Source organism: [Clostridium] symbiosum, from assembly GCA_036419695.1.
Classification (GTDB): domain Bacteria; phylum Bacillota; class Clostridia; order Lachnospirales; family Lachnospiraceae; genus Otoolea; species Otoolea symbiosa_A.
On sequence record CP143946.1, the window covers coordinates 3319945 to 3345662 of the forward strand.

Genomic DNA, 25718 nt, shown 5'->3' on the forward strand with positions numbered 1-25718 from the left:
TTTCCTCGAATTCCGGGAGAATGCATCCTGTATATGGTATACAATTGATGAGTCTGAGCTTTAGCGCCTGATCTATCCTTGAATAACCATTGAATTTTTTGATTAATCATTAAAATTAGCTTTGGATTTTTCTCTGAATCCAGTCTGAAATACCTTCTTAAGGTAAAATATTCACGACTGCATAGTGGCCGCGGCAATACCTCCCCCTTACTTGACGAAAGAGACAATCAGCCCCTGAAGCCGGCGGACGGGGCAACACACTTCGCTGAGTCTTCAGTCCCGTCGACAACCTGCCCGGGGAAGGAAGGAGCAAAGATTCCGAAGGGGACATTGGAATCCGCCGGTGCTTGATGAGGTTTTTTCGAATCTAGCATCCGCTGCGCATTCCACAAGCGGGAGCGGGTCCCCGTAGGAATCTTTTCTCCTGGATTCCCCCTCACCACAACCTATAAACCGGGACTGAAGACTCATCCATCCAACCCACTCCCCCGTCCGCCGTCATACAGCGGCGTCCTCGCATCTCAACTAATTTCCACCTGGCACATGCTCATGGCCTTCAGCGCGTTTTCATGGCTCTCCGGCGTCACGCCCGCGCAGCAGCCGGCCCTGACGCTCACCGGTGTATTGGGAACGGCCGCTTTGATGAGAAGCGCATTGGAAATAACGCAGATATCCGTACAGAGGCCCGCCAGTTCAACCGACTCATAGCCCCCCTCTTTCACATATTCGGCCAGCCCGGTGCAGCCGAACGTCGGCTTTTCAAAGCGTTTTCCTTCATAACCGTTCAACTGGCTGCATAGTTCCCAACCTTTTGTACCCTTGATGCAATGCGCAACCGGCAGGTTTTTGCCCTCCAGTGTATCCAGGTAACCGCTGTCATGAGTGTCCAGTGTAAAGACCACCTCCTGGCCCTCATCGCGGTACTGCTCAATCAGGGCTTTGACGCCCGGTACAATCGCCCGGGCCTCTTCCGTCCCCAGGGAACCATCTACAAAATCATTCTGCATGTCAATGACCGCCAGCAATTTTTTCATTATTACCGCCCCTTTCCTTGTCCGTTCTGTCTGCTTTCACATTTTTTAAAATTATATCACAATTTTTCTGCAAACGCTATTGACAAATCCCCGGAAAAGTATTAGGATGAATGAAAATAAAAACCGTTGAAAAAGAGGAGTAAGTTATCTTACAACATCACAGAGAGCCGTGTCATGGTGGAAGCACGGTATGAAGTGGATAGCCGAATGGACTTTTGAGGGCAGCCCTGAACAACAGTATGGGCTGACGGAAACCGCAACCGTTATCTGGCGGCATATATGTTTGTATATGATTGAGTGGACTTGAAGTCAAAGTCAATTTGGGTGGTACCGCGGATTTATCAATTCGTCCCAGATGCAGTTTTCTGCGTCTGGGTTTTTTTGTTTTGAAAAAGAAATTCCGGGCAGAACCGTACTGCATCGGACAAAACCAGGAACCGTCCCCTCAGAGAAACGGAATTTATTTGCAAAAATCATAAAAACAGTAAATGGAGGAAAGAATTATGAAAAAGAAAGTATTTGCATCATTATTAATCGGCGCTATGGCAGCATCCATGTTATCCGGCTGTTCTTCAGGAAATACGGCAGAGACGACAAAAGCACCAGAGACAGAGGCCGTCTCCGCAGCAGAATCCACAGAGGAGGCCAAAACTTCCGAAGCCGCTTCCGAGGCAGGGCAGTCCGGAGAGCTTGCAGAAGGAAAATATACAATCGGTATCGGCCAGTTTGCCGTTCACGGTTCACTCGACAACTGCCGCGAAGGTTTCATCCAGGGACTTGCGGAAGAAGGTTTTGTGGAGGGTGAGAACCTGACCATCCTCTATGAGAACGCCAATGCCGACGGTGGAACATCCAGCCAGATTATCACCAATTTTATTTCCAAAAAAGCTGATTTAATCTGCGGCATTGCAACTCCAATCGCACAGAGCGCCTACAGTGCAGCCAGAAAAACGGGAACCCCGGTTATCTATACGGCAGTAACCGACCCGGTTATGGCTGAGCTTGCCAATGCAGACGGCACACCGGTCGGTGAAGTGACGGGAACCAGTGACAAGCTTCCTGTAACGGAACAGCTTCAGATGATCCGTGAGATTCTCCCGGATGCAAAAAAGATTGGTATCATGTACAGCACAAGCGAGGTTAACTCCCTCTCCACAATTGAAGAATATAAAGCGGCCGCTCCGGAATACGGATTTGAAATAGTTGAAAGCGGCGTTTCCTCCACGGCAGACGTTCCGCTGGCAGTTGACCAGCTGGTTCAGAAGGTTGACTGTATCAACAACCTGACGGATAATACGGTAGTAAGCGCTCTTCAGGTTGTCCTGGATGCGGCTAACAAAAAAGGTATCCCGGTATTCGGAAGTGAAGTAGAACAGGTTAAGGTAGGCTGCCTTGCATCCGAGGGACTTGACTATGTTGCTCTCGGAAGACAGACAGGACAGATGGCTGCCAAAGTGTTAAAGGGTGAAGCAAAAGCCAGCGAAATGAATTTTGAAATCATCAAGGGCGCTTCTTTCTACGGCAACACAAAGGTTGCGGAAAACCTGGGCATCACTTTACCGGAAAGTCTGACCGCAGATGCGGCGGAAATGTTTGACGAAATCACACAATAACTATTAAAAAGAAATTTGGAGGTTTGCCATGTCTATCCTACTTGGCGTTTTGAATGAAGGTTTAATCTATGCACTGATGGCTTTGGGCGTTTATATCACCTACACCATCCTCGACTTTCCGGATCTTTCGGTAGACAGTACATTCCCCATGGGAGCGGCTGTCACCGCCACTCTGATACTTGCCGGACTGCCGCCGTTTCTCACTCTTTTTATCGCATTTGCGGCAGGCGCCCTGGCCGGAATGGTTACAGGACTGATCCATGTCAAACTGAAGGTGCGCGACCTTCTTTCAGGAATTATCGTCATGACGGCGCTGTATTCCCTGAACTTAAGAATCACAGGAGACAAGGCAAACCTGCCGATTTTCAGTAAAGATACGATTTTTGACAATGAGTTTGTTTACGGGCTCCCGTCACCACTCGGTGAATTCAGCACCGTAATCATCCTTCTTCTGATTGTCGTTGTAGTCAAGGTACTTCTCGACATGTACATGAAAACACGCTCCGGCTATCTTCTGCGTGCCGTAGGCGACAATGAAACTCTGGTCACCTCCTTAGCCAAGGATAAGGGCTCCGTCAAAATCATCGGTCTGGCGCTGGCAAACGGCCTGGCCGCCCTCTCGGGCGCAGTGTACTGCCAGCAGAAGGGATTCTTTGAGATTTCCGTCGGCACCGGTACCATTGTTATGGGCCTTGCAAGCGTTATCATCGGAACCAAGGTATTTGCCAGATTCGGGAAACTGAAAGCTACGACGGCCGTTATCCTGGGAACCATCGTATATAAAGGCTGCGTCTCCATGGCCATGGCCCTCGGACTTAAAACACTGTACTTAAAGCTCATCACATCCATATTCTTCCTTGTGATCCTTGTAGTCAGTGAGAATGGAAAGAAGAAGGTGAAATAGATGCTGGAATTAAAACACATTGATAAGTATTATAACCACGGGACAGTCAATGAGATGTGCCTGTTTGAGGATTTTAATCTGACCATTGATGAACACGACTTTGTATCCGTCGTCGGGAGCAACGGTTCCGGCAAGACGACACTTTTAAATATCATCTGCGGCAGCATTCCGGTCGACAGCGGACGGATTATCATAAACGGCAAGGATATCAGCCGCATGCCTGAATTCAAACGCCAGCGCACCATCGGCCGCGTTTACCAGAATCCGGCCATGGGGACCTGCCCCAATATGACCATCCTGGAAAATATGGCCCTAGCGGACACAAAGGGAAAACCGTTCAATTTGAAACGCGGCACCGACAAGCAAAGGATTGATTATTACCGTGAAAACCTGAGCACCCTCGGCCTGGGCCTGGAAGATAAGCTGGAAGTGAAGGTCGGCGTACTCTCCGGCGGACAGAGGCAGGCAATGGCGCTTCTGATGTCCACTATGACACCGATCGAATTCCTGATCCTGGATGAGCACACCGCTGCCCTGGATCCGAAAACGGCCGAAATCATCATGGAACTGACCGGAAAGATTGTGCGTGAAAAGAAACTGACCACCATCATGGTTACCCACAATCTCCGCTATGCCGTTGAATATGGCAACCGCCTCCTGATGATGCATCAGGGCCATGCCATTCTCGATCAGAAAGGCGAGGATAAAAAGGCAACAAGGGTAGAGGATCTGCTCGACCGATTCAACGAGATCAGTATTGAGTGCGGCAACTAAATTGTTAATACACACGGCAGAACCGGTGAACCTGATCGAGCCGGATATCTTCTTTAAACAGTTTAATAAGGCAGGACAGACACAATTCAATGTCTGCCCTGCCTTATTTTTATATCACAGTAAAATCCTCCTGTAATGTAACAAGTTCTCCGGGCAGGATACGCACTCGCCCGAAGATATCATTTACCGTTATGCGGCAGCGCCCGGCGCGGGAATCCGGCTCAACGGACTCTGTCTTAAGCTCCATTTTCCGCAATCACGGCCGCCAGCCCGTCTATATTTTCATACAGTATTCCGAGCTTCTTCGGTTCCAGTCTGGATACGGCCGCCGCAAGTTTCCGGTCCAGAAAACTCATTTTCTCCGGCCTCAAATCTCCGCCGAAATTTACCGTTTCCTCTGCATGTTCCAGCAGCGGGGATGGGAAATTATGCTTGAAAAAGTGGTCCGCCTCCCTGGGTGTTGTACAGCAGATGAAAAGTGCCGTCTTTTTTGTAAGCAGTGTTTTAAGATTCCGGGTGCAAAAGGATTTTACCTCTTTTTGTATTTTTCCCATGTAGATGGAACCGCCTATGACAATCCAGTCATACTGCTGCAAATCTGCCTCTCCCCTGTTTTTTAAATCTATCACATCCGTGCCCGGGCCGAGTCTGCCCTTCAGATAATCTGCACAGTCCCGCGTACAGCCGTATCTGCCCGCAAATAATATCAGTGTTTTCATAATGTCTCCCTTGCCTGATGCGGCCGAATAAAACCGCAATCTTCAGCGGCTGATCCCTTCTGTCAACAGTTCCACAAAATCGTCTGCAAGCCGGTTAAAATCTTCGAGGAGATAGAGCTGGTTTTCAATGGCGCTTATGACAAATCCCAGAAGTGCGCTTACAATCATCCATCCTGTGCCGCGGATACCGGGCCTGAATCTTTCTTCTTCAATTCCCTTTAAAAGGAGCTGGTCCAGCATATTGATTCCCTCGTTGGCCGGAGTAGAATCTTTATTATCATTTGCAAAAATTACGTTCATTCCGCTGTAGATAACCGCTTTCGCCATCTCCGGTTTCCCGGTGAGACATCTTATAAAATCCGCCAGAACCGCCCGGAGCTGCTGCGTCACGGGAGCACTTTTGTCCGCCTCCAGACAGGCGGCCGCGCTGCTCTGCGTCTCACGGCAGAGACCGTCGGCCATATCGGAAATAATCTGTCCTTTATCCCTGTAATAAAGATAAATCGCCGTTGGGGAATATTCGATTTTTGCCGCTATCTTCCTGATTGATAAGTTCTCGTACCCGTCCTGGTTAATAATTTCAACGGCGGCGTCCATGATCTTCTTTCTCATCTCCGCCTTCTCTCCGTCACGCCGTTCTCTGATTCCCATAATCCGCCTCGCTTAACAGTGTTAATTTAATTTACAATGTAATCATAACCATATTTTGTGAATTTGTCAATCGTGATATCATTTATCTTATTCCCCTCTTCCTCGATCAACAGCAGAACCCCAGGCTCTGCCCCACATTCCTCTATCATGATCAACCTGTACGAAGCTCCAATCGGATTCTATCCGGCAAAATAAAGTGCTTACCGTTTGGTAAAGATAGATAAATTAAGAGAGGAAAAGGGTTACGGCCTTTTCCTCTCTTTTTACATGCGTTTATTTTTTAATGTAGTTTCAGTTTTCTGCATAGTTTGAATTTTCTGTATGCTTCAATTGTCTGCATACTTCAATTTACTTTATGGAGAAATACAGGTATTTCCGTCAATATCCAAGCTGGCAAAGGACATTGCCCGGCTCATCAATAATCACCAGATCCGCTTTATTATCCATATAATGCTCCGCCTTATGGATCAGGATGAGGTGCTTCCCGCTGAAATACCGGATATAATGGGAAAATACATCTGAATTCAAAGTCGTTCCCAGGAGGAGCAGTACCTCTGCCTTTCCGATCTCCTCCGTCGTTCTCGTCATGATGCGGCTGTCCACCATCTCACCGAACAGTGAAACAAGGGGACGAATCACGGAGTTACATATTCTGCAATGGGGCACGCCCTTCTCGCCCATAATATCCTCCACTGAGTAATATTCCCCGCAGTGGGGACAGCGGTTCCTATAAATCGTGCCGTGCAGGTCGATGACGTTCTCACAGCCACCCCTCTTCTCCTGTTCAAAGATATTGGATGTGATGATGCACTGCAGGTGTCCCGCTCTCTCCATGGCCGCCATAATATGGCTGGACGGGCTGGGCTCAGGTATCTTCTCCAGAATTTCTTTTTTGTAGAAATCGAAAAACTTAGACGGGCGTGTGTTGTAATAGGCGCTTGTAAAGATCTCCTCCGGTGAGGCTCCGTAAATACACTCAATCTCATAAGCCCGCTCCGGTTTCTTGATACCGATAAATCCGCTCTCCTCCATCATACCGGAACCGCAGAGCGCCACCGTATAATTGCTTTTCCCCAAAATCTCCTGTAAATACACGATTTGACTGTCCATATGCTTCCCTCCCTGTTTTATTGCCCCCGTAATATTATTCTAGTCTAATGATTCAGAATCTTTATAAAAATTACCATCCGATTCAGTTATTTCTATTATACTAAAAACAGAAAAAGGTTACAAGCAAAAGTGCGGGGAGTTGAGAAATGAGAGTTGAGAAATGAGAACGCCGCCGGGACGGCCGGGGGCGGGATGGTGAGAAAGGGGTATGAGTCTTCAGTCCCGGGAGGTCGGTTGTCGCGGGTGGGAAATCCGGGCAGAAAAAGTTCCTTCGGGAAACGCTTGCGCTCTTTGGAGTTCATAACGGACACTAACCTCGTGAAATACCTCGGTAAGTGCCGATGAACTCCCAGGTTCCCTGCGGAATCTTTTTCTCCCGGATTCCCCACGGGAAGGTTATGGCCCGAGACTGAAGACGCGAAGGTTGTCGCCATCCCAATCCCCGGCCTGCGGCCGCTGAATTGTTCTTATTCCTTCAAAGGGGGGAGGTACTGTCGCTGCCACTACGTTTCCCCGGATTACAGGAGAATGCATCCTGTATGGGATTCAATTGATGAGTCTGAGCTTTAGCTCTTGACCTATCTTTGCATATTCATTGAATTTTTTGATTCATCATTAAAATTAGCTTTGGATTTTTCTCTGAATCCAGCCGAAATACCTTCTTAAGGTAAAAGGTTCACGACTACATAGTGGCCGCGACAATACCTTCCCCTCACTTGACGAAAGAGACAATCAGCCCCTGAAGCCGGCGGACGGGGCAGTCACCTTCGCTGAGTCTTCAGTCCCATCGACAACCTGCCCGGGGGAAGGAAGGAGAAAAGATTCCGAAGGGGACATTGGAGCCCGCCGGTGCTTAGACGGCGTTCTTTGACGTCTTAGCATCCGCTGTGCGCTCCACAAGCGGGAGCGGGTCCCCGTAGGAATCTTTTCTCCTGGATTCCCCCTCACCACACCCTATAAACCGGGACTGAAGACTCATATCCACCCTCCCACTCCCCCGTCCGCCATCTTACAGAGGCGCCCCCGCATCTCAACTAATCCCCCTGCAGTTGAAAACATCTGGCCGCATGCGTTTCCCCTATCCGGGTATCCCCGGGCTTTTCCGTCCGGCAGCGTTCACTGCGCTTTGGACATCTGGGATAGAAGGAACAGCCCGTAAATCCCGCGGGAACGCCTTCCCCGATATCGGCTACGGCCTTTTCCTGTGTTTCCGGGTCGCCGTCCACTATGGACGCCAGGAGCAGTTCTGTGTACGGGTGGGCCGGAGTGCGGTAAACCTCACCGGCCAGGCCGGATTCGACTATCTCTCCCCTGTACAATACCACCACGCGGCGGCAGATCCTGCGTACAATATTGAGGTCGTGGGTGATAAACAGAATCGTCATCTTTTTTTCTTCGTGGAGCCTTAAAATCAGCTTCAAAATCTGGGACTGGACCGTCACATCCAGGGCTGATACCGGTTCGTCCGCAATGATCAGTCTGGAATCCATCATAAGCGCCGTTCCGATGCTGATTCGCTGTCTCTGGCCTCCTGACAGCTCTCTGGGTCTCCTGTCGGCAAAGGAAGGATCAAGGCCCACGTCTACCAGCATTTTGGCCACCATCTGCCTGCGTTTATCCCGTTCCGTAATTCCACGCAGCTTCAACGGTTCCTCCAGGATCCAGCCGATTTTCCTGGCCGGGTTCAGGGAACTGAAGGGATCCTGAAATACCATCTGCGGCCTTAGATTATCTTCCATTTGAACGGTTCCCGTATAATTATCATGGAGGCCGAGTATCGTCTTGCACAGTGTGGACTTACCGCAGCCGCTCTCTCCCACGATGCCGAGTATCTCGCCGTCATATGCCGTCATATTCACGTTGTGGATCACATGTTTCTTTCCTTTTTTCCGTAAAAAACCTTCTCCCCTTGTGTCGTAGTATACGTTCAGATTCTCAAGACGGAGAATTTCCCTCTCATCCTCCTCCCATAAATGTCCTTCCGGTATCGATGATACCAGATGTTTTGTATACTCATGTTTAGGATTTTGAAGGACTTCTCTCGTCATTCCTTCCTCCACTACCTTCCCCTGATAGACGACTACGACGCGGTCGCAGATTTCTTTTACCACGTTTAAGTCGTGTGAGATAAAGAGAATGGAGGTATGGTTCTCATTGTGTATCTTCTTTAACAGCCTGAGAATCTGGGCCTGGACAATGACATCCAGGGCGGTCGTCGGTTCGTCGGCGATAATGAGATCCGGAGAACAGACCGTGGCCTGTGCCAGCATGACCCTCTGGCGCATTCCGCCTGAGAGTTCATGGGGATATTTGCCGCAGAGATTTTCGGCGTCGGTGAGCCCCACCTCAATAAGCGCTTCCACCACCTTCCGGTGTATCTCTTTATCCGAAAGGGAGGTGTGCAGACGCAGGCTCTCCCCCACCTGCTTTTCTATCTTCATAACAGGGTTTAAGGAGGTCATCGGTTCCTGAAACACCATGGCCATCCTGCTGCCCTGAAGTTTTCTCTTTTCTTCGTCTTTCATGGTAAGCAGATCCGTGCCTTTAAAAAGGATCTGCCCTCCCGTCACTACGGCGTCTTTTGGCAGAAGTCCCATCAGAGCCAGGGCGCTCATGGATTTGCCGGAGCCTGACTCTCCCACCACTCCCAGGATTTCCCCTTCCCGGATTTCAAAGCTGATGCCTTTTACTGCCGGTGAGGTGATTCTGCCCTCCGGAAAGCCGATGGCCAGGTCTTTTATTTCCACGATTGGTTTCATGGCTGTCCTCCTATTCCTGAAGGGTTCTCAGGCCTTCACTGACCATGCTGAAACCCAAAATAATCAAAATGATAGTGATGCCCGGAAATATCGCGTACCAGGGTGCGTTAAAGATATAGGACTGCGCCTCCGAAAGCATGCGCCCGAGGCTTGGTTCCGGAGGCTGAATGCCAAGGCCGAGATAACTCATGCTGGCCTCCGCCAGCACCGCATTGTTGAAGCCAATGGCGGCCGCGGTCAGGATGCTGACGCCGGCATTGGGAAGGATATGCAGGAAAATAATGCGGAAATTTCCCGCACCCATAATACGCGCGCTTTTGACAAAGTCCAGTTCACGGCAGCGTATCACCTCGCTCCGCACGATGCGGGCAAAGCTGGGAATGAATAGAATGCCGAGGGCCAGGATGATGTTATATCTCCCGGGTCCCATAAGGCTGATGACGATCAGGGCCAGCAGGATACTGGGAAATGAGAGGAGCATGTCGTTGACACGCATGACGGCATCGTCAATCCAACCCCCGAAATAGCCTGTTACGGCTCCTACCAGCGTGCCGAAAACGCCTCCGATCAGCACGGTGCAGACCGCTACAAAAAAGGTGCTGCCGCTTCCGTTCATGACGCGGCTTAAAATGTCCCTTCCAAAATTGTCGGTTCCCATCGGATGTGAAAATGAGGGAGCCAGGTTCACAGAAAGGGAATCCATGGCCGTCGTACCGTAGGGCGTCCAGAACTGGCCCATCACGGCCAGTACCAGAAAGAATAAGGTAATGGCAGTCCCTATAATCAGATTGTAATTTCTTTTCTTCATAATCGTACCTTCCGCCTTCTTCTACGACGTTTTAACGCGCGGATCTAAGAACTGGTATAACGTGTCCACGATAAAGTTAATGATGACAACGACAGCCGTTATGTAAAGCACAATGGCCTGCACAACCGGATAATCCCTGTTTGATATGGAGGTGATAAGCAGCCTTCCGATTCCAGGTACGCTGAATACCTGCTCCACGATAATACTGCCCGCCAGAATTTCCGCAATCACCATTGCAAGAAATGTGATGACCGGAATCAGGGCATTTTTCAGGATATGGCCGTAGAGAACCCCTGTTTTTGTATTTCCCTTGCTGAACGCGGTCCTGACGTAGTCCTTATTCATCTCCGAGAGCACGGAACCCCGGAGGAATTTGACCACCATGGCGATTTTGGGGAGCGCAATGGCCAGAGCCGGGAAAAACAGATATTTGACCGACCCCATAAAATCTTCCGACGGCAGCGTAAATTTACCCGGCTGGAAGAAATGGAGAACCAGTCCGAATACGTAGGTGAGTATCATTCCCAGAAAAAACGGCGGAACCGCCATCATAATCTGGGTCAGCTGGTTGGTCAGGACGTCGCTCCACTCTCCCGCATGGCGCGCGCCCGCAATCCCAAGCGGCACGGAAAATACGAGGATGATGATGAGCGAAATGACCGACAGAAGAACGGTCACCGGCAATCGGTCCTTTAACAGGGAACTGACGCTGGTTCCTTCGTAGCGGTAGGAATCACCGAAATCACCCGTGGCAATGCCGCCAATCCATCTGATATAGCGCCCGGGCAGAGGATCGTTTAACCCCATCTCCTCCCGCAGCGCCTCCACCTGGGCCGGGGACGCGTCTTTTCCCAGCCTCGACAGCGCGGCGTCTCCCGGAATGATCGAAAAAGCAGCAAACGTCAGAAAGGAGATTAACAACAATGTGATAATGAGAGTTATCAGTTTTTTAATAAAGAATTTCATAATTCCCTCCTGGCATTTACTGCTTTTGTATTTATTCTGTTTTATTTAACATTCTTTTATTCTGTAATTTTTAATTCCGCTGTCTTTCTTTTTTATTTCTGTGCATCATTTTGTTGCAGTTTGGCCGAAGGCTGAACTGTAACTCTTATTCTGCTACCTGATACAGAAGGGACATGTCCTCCGCTGATGTCGGGTAGAAGGTATAGCCGCCGAATTTCTTATTTACGGCTACCAGGTTTGCCGGGTCTTCAATATAGACCGCCGCCGCGTCCTGGGCCAGAATCATCTGGGCTTCTTTGTATTTTGCAATCTTTTCGGCATCATTGACCGCCTCGTATGCCTCTTTAAAGGCATGGTCGAATTCTGCGTTGGAATAGTGCATGAAGTTTTTGCCGTCGTCGGAAACGTATCTCTGCAGCATCTTGCCCGGGGCGAGGGTCCCGTCAAAGCCGATTACCGTAGCTTCAAATTCGCCGTTCTTATAAACTTCTTCCAGCCAGGTGCTCCACTCTACCTGCTTGATCGTGGCCTTAATTCCCGCCTGTGACAATTGATCTACAATGATCTGTGCTGTATCCACATGCTGGGAATAGGAGCTGGGAACCGTGATTTCCAGTGCAAAACCGTCCGGATATCCGGCCTCGGCAAGCAGTTCCCTGGCCTTTTCCACATCGTAGGTATAAACGGTCTCGGCCTGCGGCTCATAATACTTTGTCATGTTCGGGATCATATTGGAACCGATAATCCGGCTCTTTCCGCCAAACAGGAAATTGTTGATTGCGTTTCTGTCCACCGCATAGCAGAGTGCCTGACGCACTTTTGCATTCGAAAGCGGTTCATACGCACTGTTTAAGTACATTCCATGAACCAGGTTCATGCTGCCTTCCACAAGGTTGTAATCGCTGCCGAGCGACTGGGCCTGGGCTGTGGTCAGGTATTTTAAAATATCGATGGTTCCGGCCTGAAGCTCCATGAATGCGGTATCCACATCCGGTGTGAACTTAAATTCCACCTTGTCGAGGCTTGGCACTCCCTCTTTCCAGTATCCATCGTATTTCTCCAGGATCAGGTTCTGTCCCGGCGTATAGGATACAAACTTGAAAGGTCCCGTGCCGATTGGGTTTCCTGCCGGGTCCTCATTGGAGGCAGGAATCACTGCAAGTGTAAGTTCTGTTAAAAACTCGGAATCGCCCTCTTTCAGAACCACCTCAATTGTCTTATCATCCTTAATAACCACATCCGAAAGCATAGAAAAAGCGGAGGATTCGCCCTGAATCTCCGCATATCGATCAATGGAATATTTGACATCTTCAACCGTTACCGGTGTCCCATCATGGAACGTAATACCGTCTCTCAATGTGAAAGTAAATGTCTTTGCATCATCTGAGATAGCATACTCACTGGCAACTGCCGGCACAATACTGCCGTCTGAAGCGGGCTTAACAAGCCCTTCGTACAAATTGAAAACCACGTCTCTAGTTCCTGCGTCCGTCTCTGGGTGGGGGTCAAGACTAGCCAGGTCCTGTGTCATGCCAAACACAACACTTCCGCCTGGTACTGGTGTTCCTTCTGAAAGAGTATTACTGGTTCCGTCTACGGAAGACTCCTGTTGCTTCGTCTCTCCCGCCGAGGTGCCTCCCGCATTCTTATCGCCTCCGCATGCGCTGAGTGCAACAGATACCAGAAGTGCCATTACGCCTGTAAGCAGGTGTCTCTTTTTCATCTCTCTTACCTCTTGAATTCGTAATATTCTCTCATTATTAAATTGTCCCTATCATTGTATCAGGTTTTATAAAAAATGCAACTTTTTTATGGAAATTTTGTGACTTTTTTAGCTTCATCGGCCCTCCGGCTCTGCCCCTCCGGAGCAAAGCTGTCGAATATGAATACGTCAAAATATTTTCTGTGGTTCTCCAGTTCTTTCTGGCTCTTGATGGTCCAGGCGGCCATTTTGCACTTATAAAACTTTCGCAGCATGGCTACCGGAAATGTCTTTGTGAACCGGCAGTTATAAGCGATAAAATCCGGTTTGCAAAAACCGTTCAGCAGGCAGTTGGTGAGAATCCCCTCCACATACCAGGGCGTTTTAAGGCCTTCTCTTCTATGGTTTGTCGCCAGCTGGCCTCTTACCACCTCCGGGCGGTGATGTTTAAACCACCACAGAGCGAGCGGGCTGAATGATTCGATGCAGTATGTACCATGGTAATAATCGAGCTGGGATGCGACTATCTCACACGTCTCCCTGTATTTTCGCTCCACTTTGAGTTCGATGATGAGCGGAACTCTTCCCGCCACCATGCGGAGCACATCCTTAAAGGCCGGAACCGTCTCACCGGACCCAAACAGCGGATACGACTTCAGCTCCTCAAAAGTGCAGTCCTCAACCTTTCTGTCGATTCCTGCCGCCCTCTTTAAATCATAATCATGAATCACCACGGGAACCTTGTCCTTTGTCAGCTGTACATCCAGTTCAATCCCGTAACCGTTCTCAACCGCCTTCTCAAAGGCAGGCATCGTATTTTCCGGATGGCCGGATGCATTATCATGATATCCCCTGTGGGCAATATACTGCTTTTCAAATGCTTTCATCCTGTCTTTTCTGCTGACTTCCGGCATCATGCAGCAGTAGAACAGGGAGAGAAACGATACGGTTAATACTCCGGGTATTACTAAAACCAATTCTATCACCTTTCATTCTTTTCTTATGTTTACTGTATTACATCTTTTTTACTATAGCACAAAAGAAAACGCGATTCCAGATGTCCGAATGCATTTTTCTGAATTTATTTTGGCGGATGGGATGTATTTTCCGTAAAGGCAGCGAGGGAAACGGACGGAATCTGCCTGTTTCTTTTTACTGAACTTACAGACTTTTAATTCTGACCTGGATTTCCGTCAGAAATTCCTCTTCGAGAATCGTGTCACGGTTGTCTACCTCATACATCTCAAAAGGGCCGCCTGCCATAGTGAGCCCCTTGCGGGACAGATAGGACAGGATCTCCTGCATACGCTCCGCGTTTTGCATGTATCCTCCGCGGTAAAAACAGGAAAGATACTCTCCGCCCGGCAGGGTAAAGTCGTATTCCTCCGCGTCATCTTCCAGTATAAAAAATACGGAATGGTATACGTTTGAAATTCCTTTCTTTAAATCCTCCAGGGATAAAAATGCGCCGATACTCTGGCCGCCGAAGTCGGATATTTTATCTTCATGTTTTCTGTGCAGCTTTTTGATAATAAAATCCATCTCCTCATCTCTGGTGACGGGTTCACTCAGTTCGACGCAGCGCCGCTCCGGCAGCGTGCGGATCTTCATTTGGCCCGTCTTTACGCTCTGCGCGGCGGTCAGAACAGAAATCCGTTCCTGTATGATCACGGTTCTGTTCTGCAGTTCCCTTATCTGGCTGTTCAGCAGTTCCTGCTCTTTTTTGAGAAGCTCAAGTGTATTAGACACACTTTGGTGATCCAGGTATTCCCTGATTTTTTCCATTGGAAAATTGAGCCTGCGCAGATCGCGTATCACGTTCAGTTTGTAGATGTCCTTCAGGCTGTAAAGCCTGTAACCGTTGGTATCCCTGCGGGGTTTAAGAATTCCCAGCTTTTCGTAATATCTGAGGGAATCAGGACCGATCCCGTATAGCTTTGAAATTTCATTGATCTTGTAATAGTTTTTCATGGTTTTTGGGATAACCTCCCTTGTCCTGTATTGTCTGCTGCTGCCACTTTTTTTACGTTGGGGCTTGGAAAAGCTGTGATAATTTCATGTTTATTTTGTGTAAATAATACAATTTCTGCTTGACCCTGGTATTATACCAGGGTTTAAGATGATTTTGAAGAAAGGAGGTCTGTATTGTTATGAAAACACTGCAGAATACAATTCACAATTTTACCCGAGACTTTTCCGCCAGGAAAATAACTTTAATCCTAATCGGAGCCGCAATCAGCTCTTTTGGTATTTACAATATCCACCAGCAGACAAATATCACGGAGGGCGGCGTGCTCGGCATGATGCTTCTTGCCAGTCATTGGCTGGACATCTCCCCTGCCATTATAACGCCGTTTCTCGATATCGCGTGCTACATTCTGGCTTTCCGGTATTTAGGAGGGGGATTTATAAAAATATCCGTTATCTCCACCCTCAGTGTGTCATGCTTCTTTAAACTATGGGAGCTGGCTCCCCCCGTACTGCCCGATCTGTCCGCTTATCCGCTTTTTGCCGCCGTCTGCGGCGGAGTTTTCGTAGGACTTGGCGTCGGCCTCGTTGTGCGGCAGGGTGGTTCCAGCGGTGGGGATGACGCGCTGGCGCTCTCCATCTCACGCGTCACAAAATGGAGGATTTCACGCGCTTATCTTCTTACCGATATCACGGTATTAATTATGTCACTGTCCTACATTTCCGCCGGACGCATTATTTTTTCACTGGTGACCGTGACCGTATCATCGTTCCTGATTGACTTTGTAAATAATTTAAGGCTGAGGCCCGCAGCCTGACCGATAAGTTTACTCTTCCTCCACCGTCGGGCACCCCGACATTTCCTTTTTAATCCTGTCAAACGGAACCGGCCGGTAACCGGTGCGTTCCACGCAGGCGCAGAAGCTGTGGCTGGATTTGTCCCGGTACATCGGATTGCCGTGGACGTGGCCAAAGATATTGGCATAGGGACTGTATGAATTGACATACATCGGCTCATGGGACAGCATGAAAAAACCTTCTAACACCACCGGCAGGGGATATACCTCCTCAAAGCCGATCTCCATCCACTCCCTGACCGAATAATTCATATCATGGTTCCCCTGGATCAGTATTTTCCTGCCGTTCAGTTTTCCCACAAGGGTTTTCAGTTCCTCTTTCTCCATATTCCAGGCTACGTCGCCAAGGTGATAGACGGTATCCGCTCCGCTCACCGTCTCATTCCAGTTGCGAATCAGGGCCTCGTCCATCTCCCGGCCGCTTTGAAAGGGTCTTCCCTCGTACCTCATGATGGCTCCCTTATCTCCAAAATGGGTGTCTGATACCATGAATATTTCTGCCACTTTTCTCTTCCTCCATTATCCGATTCTCCGTTACTGTTCACTCCGTGACCAGTAACGCTTATTCAGCTTATCTGCTTCTCCGTCCCGTCTAATTATCCAGCTCCCAGCGGACAAAACTGCCCTTTTCATTCTTCTTCACCAGCAGCTTCCTGTCAATCTGTTCTTTCAGCTCCGTCACATGGGAAATGATTCCGACCAGCCTCCGGTCCCCGGCCAGTTCCTTCAGAATCCGGATCGCCTTTGTCCTCGATGCCTCATCCAGGGAGCCGAAGCCCTCATCCACAAACATCGCATCGATGCTGACCCTGCCCTCCGTATTCTGGATTACATCCGCCATCCCCAGCGCCATAGAGAGAGCCGCCATAAAGGATTCCCCGCCCGACAGAGTCTTTACGTCGCGCGTCCGGTCCGTACTCATGCTGTAGACGTCCAGATCAAGACCCACCTCGCCTTTCATTCCCAGCGTCTCCATGTCGCGGCACTGCAGAAGAAGCTGGTTGTCCGTCATGACACAGAGCCTCTTATTGGCCGCATGAATCATCTGTTTAAAATACTGTCTCTGAATATAAGTCTGGAAATCAATCTTTGCGGCCCCCGTCACTTTTCCGTCCGCCGTCGTATAGAGCATCTCCATCTGCTGCTTTTCCGCCTTCAGTTTACGGCGCGCCTCCATCAGTTTTTTAAGACTTCCGTATGCGGCCTCGTTGCGGGTCCGTCTGGCCGACAAAAGGCCTGCTTTCCCGGACGCTTCGTTCTTCTCAGCCGTCAGCCGTCCAAGCTCCTCCAGGATATCCGCCTCCTCCGCCCTCTCCTGCCCTTTTGTGTCCTCCCGGCGCTGCTGGTAAATCGTGCCCGCCCGAAGAAGTTCATTGTTAAAATGCTCAAGCTCTGCGGCCAGTCTCTCCCTCTCCTCCTCCGGCAGGAAGGCGTCCCTGTACTCTTCTTCCGATTGGAACCCGGCTGTCTTAAGCGCCGTTTCCCACCGTTTCCTGCCCGTGTCCACCTTCACTTTCAGATTTCCACGCCGCTCCTGCCCGGAGGACAGGTATGCCTCTTTCTGTGTAAATCTGCTTCTCAAGTCTGCGGCATTCTTCTCCGCCTTTTCCGCCGCCTGTTCCAGTTCTGCTTTTTCCGCAGCCAGCCGGGCCAGTTCCCGCTCTGCCTCCCCGCGGTTGCTCCACAGAAGTTTTTTCTTCAGTTGTTCCGCTTCCATATGGATTTGTCTTAGATGGATTTCAGCCTCCTGAAGATCCGGCCGCAGTTCGCGGAGCCTGTTTTCCAGCTTCTCCTTACGCTCTCCCAGCTCGGCCAGACGGCTCCTGTTTTCTTCCAGCGCTCTTACATCCTGTTCAAACTTCTTTCTGGCCGTTGAAAGCTCCCGCGCCGCCGCAAGACACGTCTCTGTCTCCAGGCGGGCTCTCTCCGCCCTTTCCTCCAGTGCATAAGGTGCCGAACCGGCAGACCGGTCTTCTTCAAACAGCTTTTTTTCCTGCTCTCTTACCTGCTGCTCTTTCTCTTCCATCCGGATCAGGCACTTCTGGCTCTCCTCCGCCGCTCTGCGCAGGAAACGGTCCGCTTCCTCCCTCTTCCGCCTCGCTTCTTCCACCTGCCGTTCCGTTACATCCTCCGCCGTCAGCACGGCTTTTTGCGGATGGTGCAGGGAACCGCATACCGGACATGGAGTTCCCTCTAAAAGCTCCGATGCCATGATGCCTGCCTGTACGGAGATAAACAGGCGGTTTCTCCTGCCGTACTCCGCCTCCGCCCCGTCAAATGCACGCTGGGCCGATATTACCAGCTCCTTATTACGGATAGAATCATTTCCAAGTTCTTCCAACTGTAAGAGTCCGGACCGAAGCCGTCCTAATTCTTCAAGGCGCAGTTCCAGCGCCTCCTCCTGCTTACGTACCTCTACAAGGGAGAGCGGGGCTTTCTCCAGCTCTTTTGCCTCTGTTTCCAGTTCTTTTACCGTGTTCGCATTCTGCGAAAGGTGTTCCTCCGCCTCCTGCAGTTCCCGTTGAAGCCGTCCCGCATCGCTTCGTGCCTTTCTCTCTTCGTCCAGTTTTTCGTCCAGCAGGCCATAGGAGGGCATCGCTTCCTGCAAACGTCCGATGGCCAACTCCAGGGCAGGACGCTTATCGGCCAGTTTCCGCCTCATCTCCAGACAGAGCTTTTCCGACTGTTCAAGCGGCTCCCCAAGGGTCTGCAGTTCCTGCTTCAGTTTCTCCGTCTTCTCATCAGCCAGGGCCAGCTCCGCTTCATCGGCTTCACAATTCTGCAGAAGCGGCCGGAGCGGCTCTGCTCGGCCGGCATTCTTAAGTTTTACAGCCATGCGGTCGTGCTCCGGAATTCTCTCCTTAAGTGCTTGCAGCGTTTTTCCTGCTGCCTCGCATTCATCCAGGCGGCGGTTCTGTTCCTTGACAAGTTCCAGCTGCTGTGTGAGGACCGCCGTCTTTTCAATCAGCGCTTCACTTTTTTCCACCGATATGCGCTCCTGGCGTCTGCTCTCCTGCGTGATTTCTTTCAAAAGCCCAAGGATTTCATCGCCCTTTGTTTCCAGTTTTCCCGATATCTCCTGCCACTGCTGTGCCTGTCCGTTTCCGTCGTCGGGAACCGCTACCTGGGACAGTTCGTGGAGACAGAGGGTTTCGTTATCCTTCAGCCTGATATAAAGTTCATTGTTCCTGTCTTTTAATTTCTGCTGGATTTTCCAGTAAATACCCGTATTGAATATGCGGGAAAAAATCTCCTTCCTCTCTTTTGAAGAGGCATGGAGCAGCTTCATGTATTCTCCCTGGGCGATCATGGCGATCTGGGCAAACTGGTTTCGGTCCACTCCCACGATCTCCCGTATCTTTTCATTGATGTCACTGAGCCTGCCCGGATACTCGCTCCCATCAGGCAGATAAAAAGAGGCCTTTGCTGACACCGTTGTGATGGTGCGCTCGCCGTCCTTATTCCTGCGCTTGCTGATTCTCTGATAGGCGGGGCTTCTCCTGACGCGGTATACTTCCCCCCGATCGGAAAAGGTCAGTTCCACCCAGGTTTCCTCCCCTTCTCCTGCATACTGGCTCCGCATCATCGTGCCGTCGCGGCTGTCGCTGCTTGTCTCACCGTAGAGGGCAAATGAAACCGCGTCGAAAATCGTCGTCTTTCCCGCCCCCGTGTCACCGGTTATCAGAAAAAGGCCGTGGCCGACCTTCTCAAAATCGATCTCCGTCACACCGGCATAGGAACTGAACGCTGACATTGTTATTTTTAAGGGCTTCATCGTCTCACTCCTCTCGTTCGGCCAAGCGGCGGCCTCATTCTATCTCCTCCAGCACGCCGCGCAGAATCGTTTCCTGCTCCCCGGTCATGGGGCAGTGCCGGATTGCCTCATAAAACCTGCAAAATGCTTCAAAGGGATCCGGAATTTTTATTTCTTCCCCATCCTCCATCAGCTTTTTCCTGGTTCTCTCGTTATCAATCCTTATTTCCAGAATCCGGTCATATGCCTCCTGAAGCTGATCCTTCATATCGTATGCTTCCGTCTCGTCGGTCAGGGTGATGCTGACAAAGTCTCCCCTTCTCTCCCCGTCGGACGCGGCCAGGACGTCCTCCAGGGGGCCCCTGATCCTGCGGACATCGGGACGGCATATCAGAGGCAGGCTCTCCGTCTTCAGAGTGCCCTTCTCCTCCAGCGTGACCATCATGACCGCCTTGTGATGATGCTCCTCGCTGACCGAATATTTGTAAGGAGTGCCGCTGTAGCGGAACCTCTCCTCCCCCACCTTCTGAGGCCCATGCAGATGTCCCAGGGCCGCATAGTCGAATGCGGACAGTGCGGATACATCGATCTGATCAAGGCCGCCCGACGTCAATATCACGGACTCAGAATCGCACACCGACGGTTCACCGGTCCCCGATACAAAAAACTGGTGCGCCAGAAGCACATTTCTTTCCTCTTTGCTGATCTCCTCGCGCTCCAGCACGGCCCGGAATGCGCTGTCGTAGCCCGTCACCTTTCCCTCCTCAAACAGATGGCGCACATAGCCCGGTTTGATAAAGGGAAACAGATAAAAGTTTACCTTTCCCCACTCATCCTCCAGCGTAATCTTTTTAAGCCTGTCCTCCGGCGAAGACGGCGGCAGGGCGGAGATATGGATCTGATGACGCCCTAAAAAAGAAGAGGCGTAGGAAAGCCTCTCCGGTGAATCATGATTGCCGGCTATAATCAGGACCGGCATAGACGGCCGGACGGCGGACAGACAGTTTAAAAATAAATCAAATACCGTATACGCCTCGGCCGAAGGAACCGATTTATCGTAAATATCCCCGCAGATGAGGACGGCATCCGGCCTTTGGTCTGCCGCGTATTCAACAATCTGCGCCAGTGCGCTCTCCTGGCTGTCCTTTAAGCCGTATCCGTTCATCTGCCTGCCGATATGCAAATCCGATATATGAAAAAATTTCAAACTTATGCCTCCTTAGCCGTTCAGCCGCTGTTTTCTGTTAACATCAGTCCGGTCTTCCCCGTTTCGTTCTGCCGTACGTTCTCCCGTCCCGATGTTAATTGTTTTCCTCTGTTGTCGTTTCTTCTGTCACCGCTTCCCCTGTCCCGCTGCTCAGGGAATCCCCGCTCATACTGCCTGACGTCTCCGGAATCTGTCTGCCGGAGGGCAGAACCTCCAGTTGAATCACGCAGTCCGTCTCATTATCTCCGTAAAAGACAGGGATCCTGTATATTCCCGGCGTATTGAAATCGCACTCACTTAAATCATAACTGAATTTAGCCGGATTCAGTTTGCCGTCGGGAAAAAACTTGGCGGCATTCAGAGCCGGTACATCTCCGGCCGTCGTCTTGGCATAGAGCGTAATCTCCGAATTCCTGTCATAAAGCGCGGCCTCCGCCCCGGTTCTCGTTTTAAAAATCATAATCAGCATGCCGGCCAGCACGATACCTCCGAACATACTGATCTGGAACCATCTTCTTCCCCCTTTTAAGTTCCCTTTCATGCCTCCTGTCCTCTTTCTCATACCTGTCCCTTCTTCCAAATTCCATCCAAATTCCTTTGCTTTCAATAAACGGCATATTCATCTTCGCCCGGGCGCGCATCCTGCCCGGAGGGCTTTCACCATCCCAGGAGATTTTCCCATGCTATTTAAAACAGGCCGCTGTACGTTACTGTGCAGCGGCCCGTCCGGCAGAAAGCTTCTATTCCCCGCTTTCCGATCTCAATCGTAAATAATCAACGCCATGAATACCAGATCCGTATCCCCCTTATTTGCCATGCCGTGGCTGTATCCGTTGGGGGTAAAAGTCCGATCTCCGGGTACCACTGTGCGGATTGTACCATTGTCATTGTACTCTCCCTCACCCCTGATAATGTAATAGGTCTCGCTGTTGCCAACATGTTCATGATATCCGAGGGAACATCCTGGTGCAATCGTCACTTCCGAAAACATCTTGCCCTTGCCGTTCATCTCTTCTTCGTTCAGGATATATTTTACCGAGATCTCTCCGTCCCCGCCGTTGGCATTCTTTTTGATTACCGTTTCCATCACTGTCTGCCTCCTCTTATAACTTTCCTTCTTATACTGTTTATTATACTTGTTCTTTCCAATCTTTTCAATCACAAACGCCGTCCGGTTTACTCGTTTGTCAGCTTAAGTTTGTCCAGCACATGGAAAATCAGGCTCAGGATCATTCCGACCACACAGGCCAGGACCATTCCCGTCATCTGGATATTTCCGATGCTTAATTTGATACCCGAAAGACCGGTTACAAAGATGACCGACGTGAGGGCCAGATTCCTTGAATTGCCATAGTCAACCCTTGAATCCACCAGAATGCGGAGTCCGGACGTACCAATCATACCGTAGAGCAGGAAAGAAATTCCTCCGATGACCGGTCCCGGAATCGTGCTGATTAACATGGATAATTTACCGATAAAGGAACAAACGATGGAAAGCACGGCCGCACCGGCAATAACGCGGACACTATAGACCCTCGTCACGGCCATGACCCCGATATTCTCTCCATATGTGGTCGTCGGTACAGAGCCGATAAAACCGGACAGCATCGTGGAAAAATTATCTCCGAATAAGGAACGGTGAAGTCCCGGATCCTTTAAAAGGTCACGTCCCACAATCTTGCTGGTCACGACCTGATGGCCGATATGCTCCGACGTGATAACAAGGATGACCGGCAGAATAATCATAATCGCCTCCGGGTTAAATTTCGGGGAGGAGAAGTTGGGGATTGCAAAAACAGGGGCATTGGCCACCGGGGCAAAATCCACCAGTCCACAGGCAATGGCCGCCACATATCCCATAATGACTGCAATTAAGATTGGGATGACGGACAAAAATCCCCTGAACAAGATGGAGCCGAACACGGCAACTCCCAGTGTTACGAGGAAAACAATCATCTTTTTCGGGTCTATCACTTCATCCAGAAGTCCCGCGTTGTTTGCCGCCGTTCCGGACAGTTCCAGGCCAATCAGAGCCACAACCGGACCCATGGCCGCAGGAGGCAGCACGATGTCAATCCACTCCGAACCGAATTTGTAAATAATAAATGCAAGAATACAGCCGCAGAATCCGACCGCAACGAAACCGCCGAGCGCGTAGGCATAGCCGAACTTCTCAATGACAATCCCGGCAGGAGCCAGAAATGCAAAGCTGGAACCCAGATAAGCGGGCGCTTTTCCTTTCGTCACCAGGATAAACAGCAGGGTTCCCACACCATTCATGAATAAAACGATAGCCGGATTGATACCGAACAAAAACGGAACCAGCACCGATGCGCCGAACATGGCGAACATGTGCTGGATGCTGAGGGGCACCAGCAGGTTAAACGGCACTTTCTCCTCAACCTGAATAATACGATGACTTTCCATTTTTACCTCCCATATTCTTTTGTAAGATTTAGTGCAGGAAAATAGCGCAGGAAGAAACCTGTAGCACGATACTTCGGCCACTGCATCCTCCTGCGCTTATTCTGCAAGTTTCTTCTACATATTATGCCATAGACGGTCATATTCGTAAAGATTTTTTTAGAAATGGATTTCGTATTATTTACGGCCGGTCAGTGATTTGATATACCGGTATCCTTCTTCCGCCGCATTCTTCGGAGGTTGGGGACGGTACTTCTATCCAGTTATCATTTTTTCATTTTCAGTTCCGAGTACGGTATCGTTACTTCCGGGAATCCTTCCGCATACGATGCGATTTCATACGGTGCATAATAGAAAACCACACCCTCCGGAGTGATATAAAAGGCCGAATCAAAGCTTACGTCGTCCGCGATTGTGTGCTCCAGATCTTCCGGGGATTCAAAGGCAAAGTTTGTCTTCTCCGCCAGCTCCCTGAATGCCCTGCCCACAATGCTCTGAAGCTCCTCCACCGAATTATCGACAAGATCATTCAGCTTCATCCGCTCTCCCGTCTTACGGTTAAAGACAAAATAATCTTTGAAAGGCATATCGTGGGCTCCGCCCGAATATTCATAGCCGTCCGCCTCCACGCAGACCAGGTTATCATCGAGATAATTGATCGCCGCAATCTCATAAATAAGCGTCGACAAATGGAAATCGTCCCTGTAGCTCAGGGATTCATCCATATAAGACGCCATCTCGTCACTGTATGACAGCAGGGCGGCGCGGCGCTCCTCCATCGTGCGGTTCATCGCCTTTACCGCGTCACTGTCACCGTCAAAAACCATTGTCTCAATATAAATCTCCATCGCCGTTGTCCCACTGCCGGAGAACGGGATTTCTTTCTTCTCCGCCTCTACGTGCCCCAGTTCACGGATAGATGACTGATAGAGGGCCGGCTCCAGAAGTTTCTTCTCTTCCCCTGTGCCAAGGTCCGTCTTTCCAATATAAACTCCGTAGTCCTTGAGCTCCTGACAGTAGATGGAATCCTCCGAGACAAAAAAGTTACCGTCATAATCGTACATATTGAGCGTTCCAGGTTCCGTATTGATGGAAGCGGCTTTTGTAACCTCACCTGTTTCTGCATTCACCTTATAAAACCGAGTTCCCTCGCTGACGGTCTGGTAAACCTTGCTGGTCAGATAATAGAGGTAACCATCCCTGTATTGAATCAGCTGGGGATTGTCAGATGATGCAAAGAGGAGCGTCTTTTCAAGAGTTTTTGCATCATACCGGTAGCACTGGGTGTTTCCGCTGCCATCCTGGAACAGTACAAAAAATCCGTCTTTGTCAAACAGAACCGAGGAGGTGTTGGTCACCTCGGGCACCTCCTTCGCCCCGCTTCCATCGGCCCCGGCAATGACCAGACAGCTGTCATTCTGCACCGGCATATATCCATAGTGTTCCACCATAAAGGGCAGCATACCGCTGTAAAGCTCATGGCATCCTTCCGGGATGCGGCCGTACACGGTCTGATTAGAATCCAGCTCTTCTCCGAGGCTGCCGTCCTCTTTCAGTGCAAATGCCTGATTCATATTATATCCCCGGATATAGAGGACGTCCTCCGATGCGTAGATTCCGGAGGCCTGGTTCACCGGATCCATCAGATGCGTCTCCTCTCCGGTCTCCAGATCCTTTTTATAGAGGCCGTATACAAAGGCTCCGCCCTCTTCATCTGCCGAACTCACATCGTAATACAGATTCCCCCGGTAAACCCAGAAGGATTCGTTCGTCTCGCCCTCCTCAAATGTCTTTACCTGAGTCAGCTTGTCCGTCGCCTTGTCAAGGCTCCAGATAGAACCGTCATACTTAAAGAAAAGATGACGGCCGGATTCCACCATCGTCTCCGTGCTTCCCGTGGCCGTCAGGGTATCCTTCCTGATATCCACATCCTGAACCGCCCCGGTCCCCGGCACAGTCTCCGTCTCTGCCGTTGCAGCCGTCATATCCACTTCCACCTGCCGTTTGCAGCCGGTTACGGCAATCGGCATCAGCGCCGCCAGAGCCGTCACCGCGGCTGCGGCCGTATAATTTTTAATTTTTCTTTTTATCTTTATTCTTCTCACGTTAATCTCCTTACTGGTTCAATTACTTCTGATATTCTCCTGCTGCCATCCATTCTCTTCCAAATTCATGTTTGAATTTTCTTTTACGTCGCTTACAATAAGTGTAACTTTTTTTCATCAGCTTGTCAAAGAATGGGATGAATATTAATAGAACAGTAAGGATTTTAGTTGCTATTCACAGGTAATGTTCCGCGAGGCGTTTTCACGCGTAACTTGCGTGAAAATCTATCCGCCGAGTGCGCATTCTGCCCGGAAGGCTTTTGAATATCACAGGATCACTTTCCTGTGGTATAGAGAGACAGCCGGCTTGCAGCCGGGGCGGGAACCCTGACTGCAAATCGGCTGTCTCTCTTTATTCCATCA

General features: G+C 50.1%; 23 protein-coding genes and 1 other annotated feature. Of the genes, 4 read left to right on the plus strand and 19 right to left on the minus strand.

The annotated features are described in order from the left end of the window. Positions 1–521: 521 nt before the first annotated feature. The gene (locus V3C10_15145) at positions 522–1034 is read right to left on the minus strand and encodes an isochorismatase family cysteine hydrolase (GenBank protein WVP60640.1); all 513 of its coding nucleotides are present in this window, start codon (positions 1032–1034) and stop codon (positions 522–524) included. 117 nt (positions 1035–1151) lie between these two features. Further along, positions 1152–1391: a binding site (T-box leader), on the plus strand. 146 nt (positions 1392–1537) lie between these two features. Between V3C10_15145 and V3C10_15150 the strand changes: the two genes are divergently transcribed. Genes V3C10_15150 through V3C10_15160 form a run of 3 tightly spaced genes read left to right on the plus strand, consistent with a single transcriptional unit; the run spans position 1538 to position 4325 of the window. Next, positions 1538–2647 carry an ABC transporter substrate-binding protein gene (locus tag V3C10_15150; GenBank protein WVP60641.1) on the plus strand — a complete coding sequence of 370 codons (1110 nt, stop codon included), beginning with the start codon at positions 1538–1540 and terminating at the stop codon, positions 2645–2647. A gap of 28 nt (positions 2648–2675) precedes the next feature. Continuing rightward, positions 2676–3551: an ABC transporter permease gene (locus tag V3C10_15155; protein WVP60642.1), complete on the plus strand. Its 876-nt coding sequence runs from the start codon at positions 2676–2678 to the stop codon at positions 3549–3551. Next, complete coding sequence (locus V3C10_15160; GenBank protein WVP60643.1) at positions 3552–4325, plus strand: ATP-binding cassette domain-containing protein; 774 nt, start codon at positions 3552–3554, stop codon at positions 4323–4325. It abuts the gene before it with no gap. A gap of 236 nt (positions 4326–4561) precedes the next feature. On the opposite strand, the gene V3C10_15165 is transcribed toward V3C10_15160, so the two are convergent. From V3C10_15165 to V3C10_15215, 11 genes are all read right to left on the minus strand, one after another. Continuing rightward, positions 4562–5044, minus strand: a complete 483-nt coding sequence (locus V3C10_15165; protein WVP60644.1) for a flavodoxin domain-containing protein — start codon at positions 5042–5044, stop codon at positions 4562–4564. A gap of 42 nt (positions 5045–5086) precedes the next feature. Beyond that, on the minus strand, positions 5087–5695 hold the full coding sequence (locus V3C10_15170) for a TetR/AcrR family transcriptional regulator (GenBank protein ID WVP60645.1): 609 nt from the start codon (positions 5693–5695) through the stop codon (positions 5087–5089). A 26-nt stretch (positions 5696–5721) separates the two neighbouring features. Then, positions 5722–5844 carry a hypothetical protein gene (locus V3C10_15175; GenBank protein ID WVP60646.1) on the minus strand — a complete coding sequence of 41 codons (123 nt, stop codon included), beginning with the start codon at positions 5842–5844 and terminating at the stop codon, positions 5722–5724. A gap of 229 nt (positions 5845–6073) precedes the next feature. After that, positions 6074–6805, minus strand: coding sequence for a Sir2 family NAD-dependent protein deacetylase (locus tag V3C10_15180; GenBank protein WVP60647.1), 732 nt, complete (start codon positions 6803–6805; stop codon positions 6074–6076). Between the two features lie 853 nt (positions 6806–7658). Continuing rightward, positions 7659–7784: a hypothetical protein gene (locus tag V3C10_15185; protein WVP60648.1), complete on the minus strand. Its 126-nt coding sequence runs from the start codon at positions 7782–7784 to the stop codon at positions 7659–7661. Positions 7785–7839: 55 nt separating this feature from the next. After that, positions 7840–9564, minus strand: a complete 1725-nt coding sequence (locus tag V3C10_15190; GenBank protein ID WVP60649.1) for an ABC transporter ATP-binding protein — start codon at positions 9562–9564, stop codon at positions 7840–7842. 10 nt (positions 9565–9574) lie between these two features. Beyond that, positions 9575–10372, minus strand: a complete 798-nt coding sequence (locus V3C10_15195; protein WVP60650.1) for an ABC transporter permease — start codon at positions 10370–10372, stop codon at positions 9575–9577. 21 nt (positions 10373–10393) lie between these two features. Continuing rightward, on the minus strand, positions 10394–11338 hold the full coding sequence (locus tag V3C10_15200) for an ABC transporter permease (protein ID WVP60651.1): 945 nt from the start codon (positions 11336–11338) through the stop codon (positions 10394–10396). A gap of 145 nt (positions 11339–11483) precedes the next feature. Continuing rightward, positions 11484–13061, minus strand: a complete 1578-nt coding sequence (locus V3C10_15205; GenBank protein ID WVP60652.1) for an ABC transporter substrate-binding protein — start codon at positions 13059–13061, stop codon at positions 11484–11486. Positions 13062–13147: 86 nt separating this feature from the next. Further along, a complete protein-coding gene (locus V3C10_15210; GenBank protein WVP60653.1) occupies positions 13148–14026 on the minus strand; it encodes a glycerophosphodiester phosphodiesterase family protein in 879 nt (292 codons plus the stop codon). Positions 14027–14201: 175 nt separating this feature from the next. After that, positions 14202–15011, minus strand: a complete 810-nt coding sequence (locus V3C10_15215; GenBank protein WVP60654.1) for a MerR family transcriptional regulator — start codon at positions 15009–15011, stop codon at positions 14202–14204. Between the two features lie 179 nt (positions 15012–15190). Between V3C10_15215 and V3C10_15220 the strand changes: the two genes are divergently transcribed. Next, on the plus strand, positions 15191–15826 hold the full coding sequence (locus tag V3C10_15220; protein WVP60655.1) for a YitT family protein: 636 nt from the start codon (positions 15191–15193) through the stop codon (positions 15824–15826). Between the two features lie 9 nt (positions 15827–15835). Here the strand turns inward: V3C10_15220 and V3C10_15225 are convergent, their stop codons facing one another. The 7 genes from V3C10_15225 to V3C10_15255 all read right to left on the minus strand — a co-directional run bounded on the left by V3C10_15225 (position 15836) and on the right by V3C10_15255 (position 25355). Next, complete coding sequence (locus V3C10_15225; protein ID WVP60656.1) at positions 15836–16369, minus strand: metallophosphoesterase; 534 nt, start codon at positions 16367–16369, stop codon at positions 15836–15838. Between the two features lie 88 nt (positions 16370–16457). Further along, on the minus strand, positions 16458–19640 hold the full coding sequence (locus V3C10_15230) for an SMC family ATPase (protein ID WVP60657.1): 3183 nt from the start codon (positions 19638–19640) through the stop codon (positions 16458–16460). A gap of 34 nt (positions 19641–19674) precedes the next feature. Then, a complete protein-coding gene (locus tag V3C10_15235; protein ID WVP60658.1) occupies positions 19675–20826 on the minus strand; it encodes an exonuclease SbcCD subunit D in 1152 nt (383 codons plus the stop codon). Between the two features lie 94 nt (positions 20827–20920). Beyond that, positions 20921–21388, minus strand: a complete 468-nt coding sequence (locus V3C10_15240) for a hypothetical protein (protein ID WVP60659.1) — start codon at positions 21386–21388, stop codon at positions 20921–20923. Between the two features lie 198 nt (positions 21389–21586). Beyond that, positions 21587–21913, minus strand: a complete 327-nt coding sequence (locus V3C10_15245; GenBank protein WVP60660.1) for a cupin domain-containing protein — start codon at positions 21911–21913, stop codon at positions 21587–21589. A gap of 89 nt (positions 21914–22002) precedes the next feature. After that, positions 22003–23253, minus strand: a complete 1251-nt coding sequence (gene uraA / locus V3C10_15250; GenBank protein ID WVP60661.1) for a uracil permease — start codon at positions 23251–23253, stop codon at positions 22003–22005. Positions 23254–23516: 263 nt separating this feature from the next. Then, positions 23517–25355, minus strand: coding sequence for an RsiV family protein (locus V3C10_15255; protein ID WVP60662.1), 1839 nt, complete (start codon positions 25353–25355; stop codon positions 23517–23519). Positions 25356–25718: the final 363 nt, after the last annotated feature.

Bases quoted from the DNA above. Each gene is read 5' to 3' on its own strand.
- V3C10_15145 (WVP60640.1), bottom strand. From the start codon at position 1,034: ATGAAAAAATTGCTGGCGGTCATTGACATGCAGAATGATTTTGTAGAT.
- V3C10_15150 (WVP60641.1), top strand. From the start codon at position 1,538: ATGAAAAAGAAAGTATTTGCATCATTATTAATCGGCGCTATGGCAGCA.
- V3C10_15155 (WVP60642.1), top strand. From the start codon at position 2,676: ATGTCTATCCTACTTGGCGTTTTGAATGAAGGTTTAATCTATGCACTG.
- V3C10_15160 (WVP60643.1), top strand. From the start codon at position 3,552: ATGCTGGAATTAAAACACATTGATAAGTATTATAACCACGGGACAGTC.
- V3C10_15165 (WVP60644.1), bottom strand. From the start codon at position 5,044: ATGAAAACACTGATATTATTTGCGGGCAGATACGGCTGTACGCGGGAC.
- V3C10_15170 (WVP60645.1), bottom strand. From the start codon at position 5,695: ATGGGAATCAGAGAACGGCGTGACGGAGAGAAGGCGGAGATGAGAAAG.
- V3C10_15175 (WVP60646.1), bottom strand. From the start codon at position 5,844: ATGATAGAGGAATGTGGGGCAGAGCCTGGGGTTCTGCTGTTGATCGAG.
- V3C10_15180 (WVP60647.1), bottom strand. From the start codon at position 6,805: ATGGACAGTCAAATCGTGTATTTACAGGAGATTTTGGGGAAAAGCAAT.
- V3C10_15185 (WVP60648.1), bottom strand. From the start codon at position 7,784: ATGAGTCTTCAGTCCCGGTTTATAGGGTGTGGTGAGGGGGAATCCAGG.
- V3C10_15190 (WVP60649.1), bottom strand. From the start codon at position 9,564: ATGAAACCAATCGTGGAAATAAAAGACCTGGCCATCGGCTTTCCGGAG.
- V3C10_15195 (WVP60650.1), bottom strand. From the start codon at position 10,372: ATGAAGAAAAGAAATTACAATCTGATTATAGGGACTGCCATTACCTTA.
- V3C10_15200 (WVP60651.1), bottom strand. From the start codon at position 11,338: ATGAAATTCTTTATTAAAAAACTGATAACTCTCATTATCACATTGTTG.
- V3C10_15205 (WVP60652.1), bottom strand. From the start codon at position 13,061: ATGAAAAAGAGACACCTGCTTACAGGCGTAATGGCACTTCTGGTATCT.
- V3C10_15215 (WVP60654.1), bottom strand. From the start codon at position 15,011: ATGAAAAACTATTACAAGATCAATGAAATTTCAAAGCTATACGGGATC.
- V3C10_15220 (WVP60655.1), top strand. From the start codon at position 15,191: ATGAAAACACTGCAGAATACAATTCACAATTTTACCCGAGACTTTTCC.
- V3C10_15230 (WVP60657.1), bottom strand. From the start codon at position 19,640: ATGAAGCCCTTAAAAATAACAATGTCAGCGTTCAGTTCCTATGCCGGT.
- V3C10_15240 (WVP60659.1), bottom strand. From the start codon at position 21,388: ATGAGAAAGAGGACAGGAGGCATGAAAGGGAACTTAAAAGGGGGAAGA.
- V3C10_15245 (WVP60660.1), bottom strand. From the start codon at position 21,913: ATGGAAACGGTAATCAAAAAGAATGCCAACGGCGGGGACGGAGAGATC.
- uraA (WVP60661.1), bottom strand. From the start codon at position 23,253: ATGGAAAGTCATCGTATTATTCAGGTTGAGGAGAAAGTGCCGTTTAAC.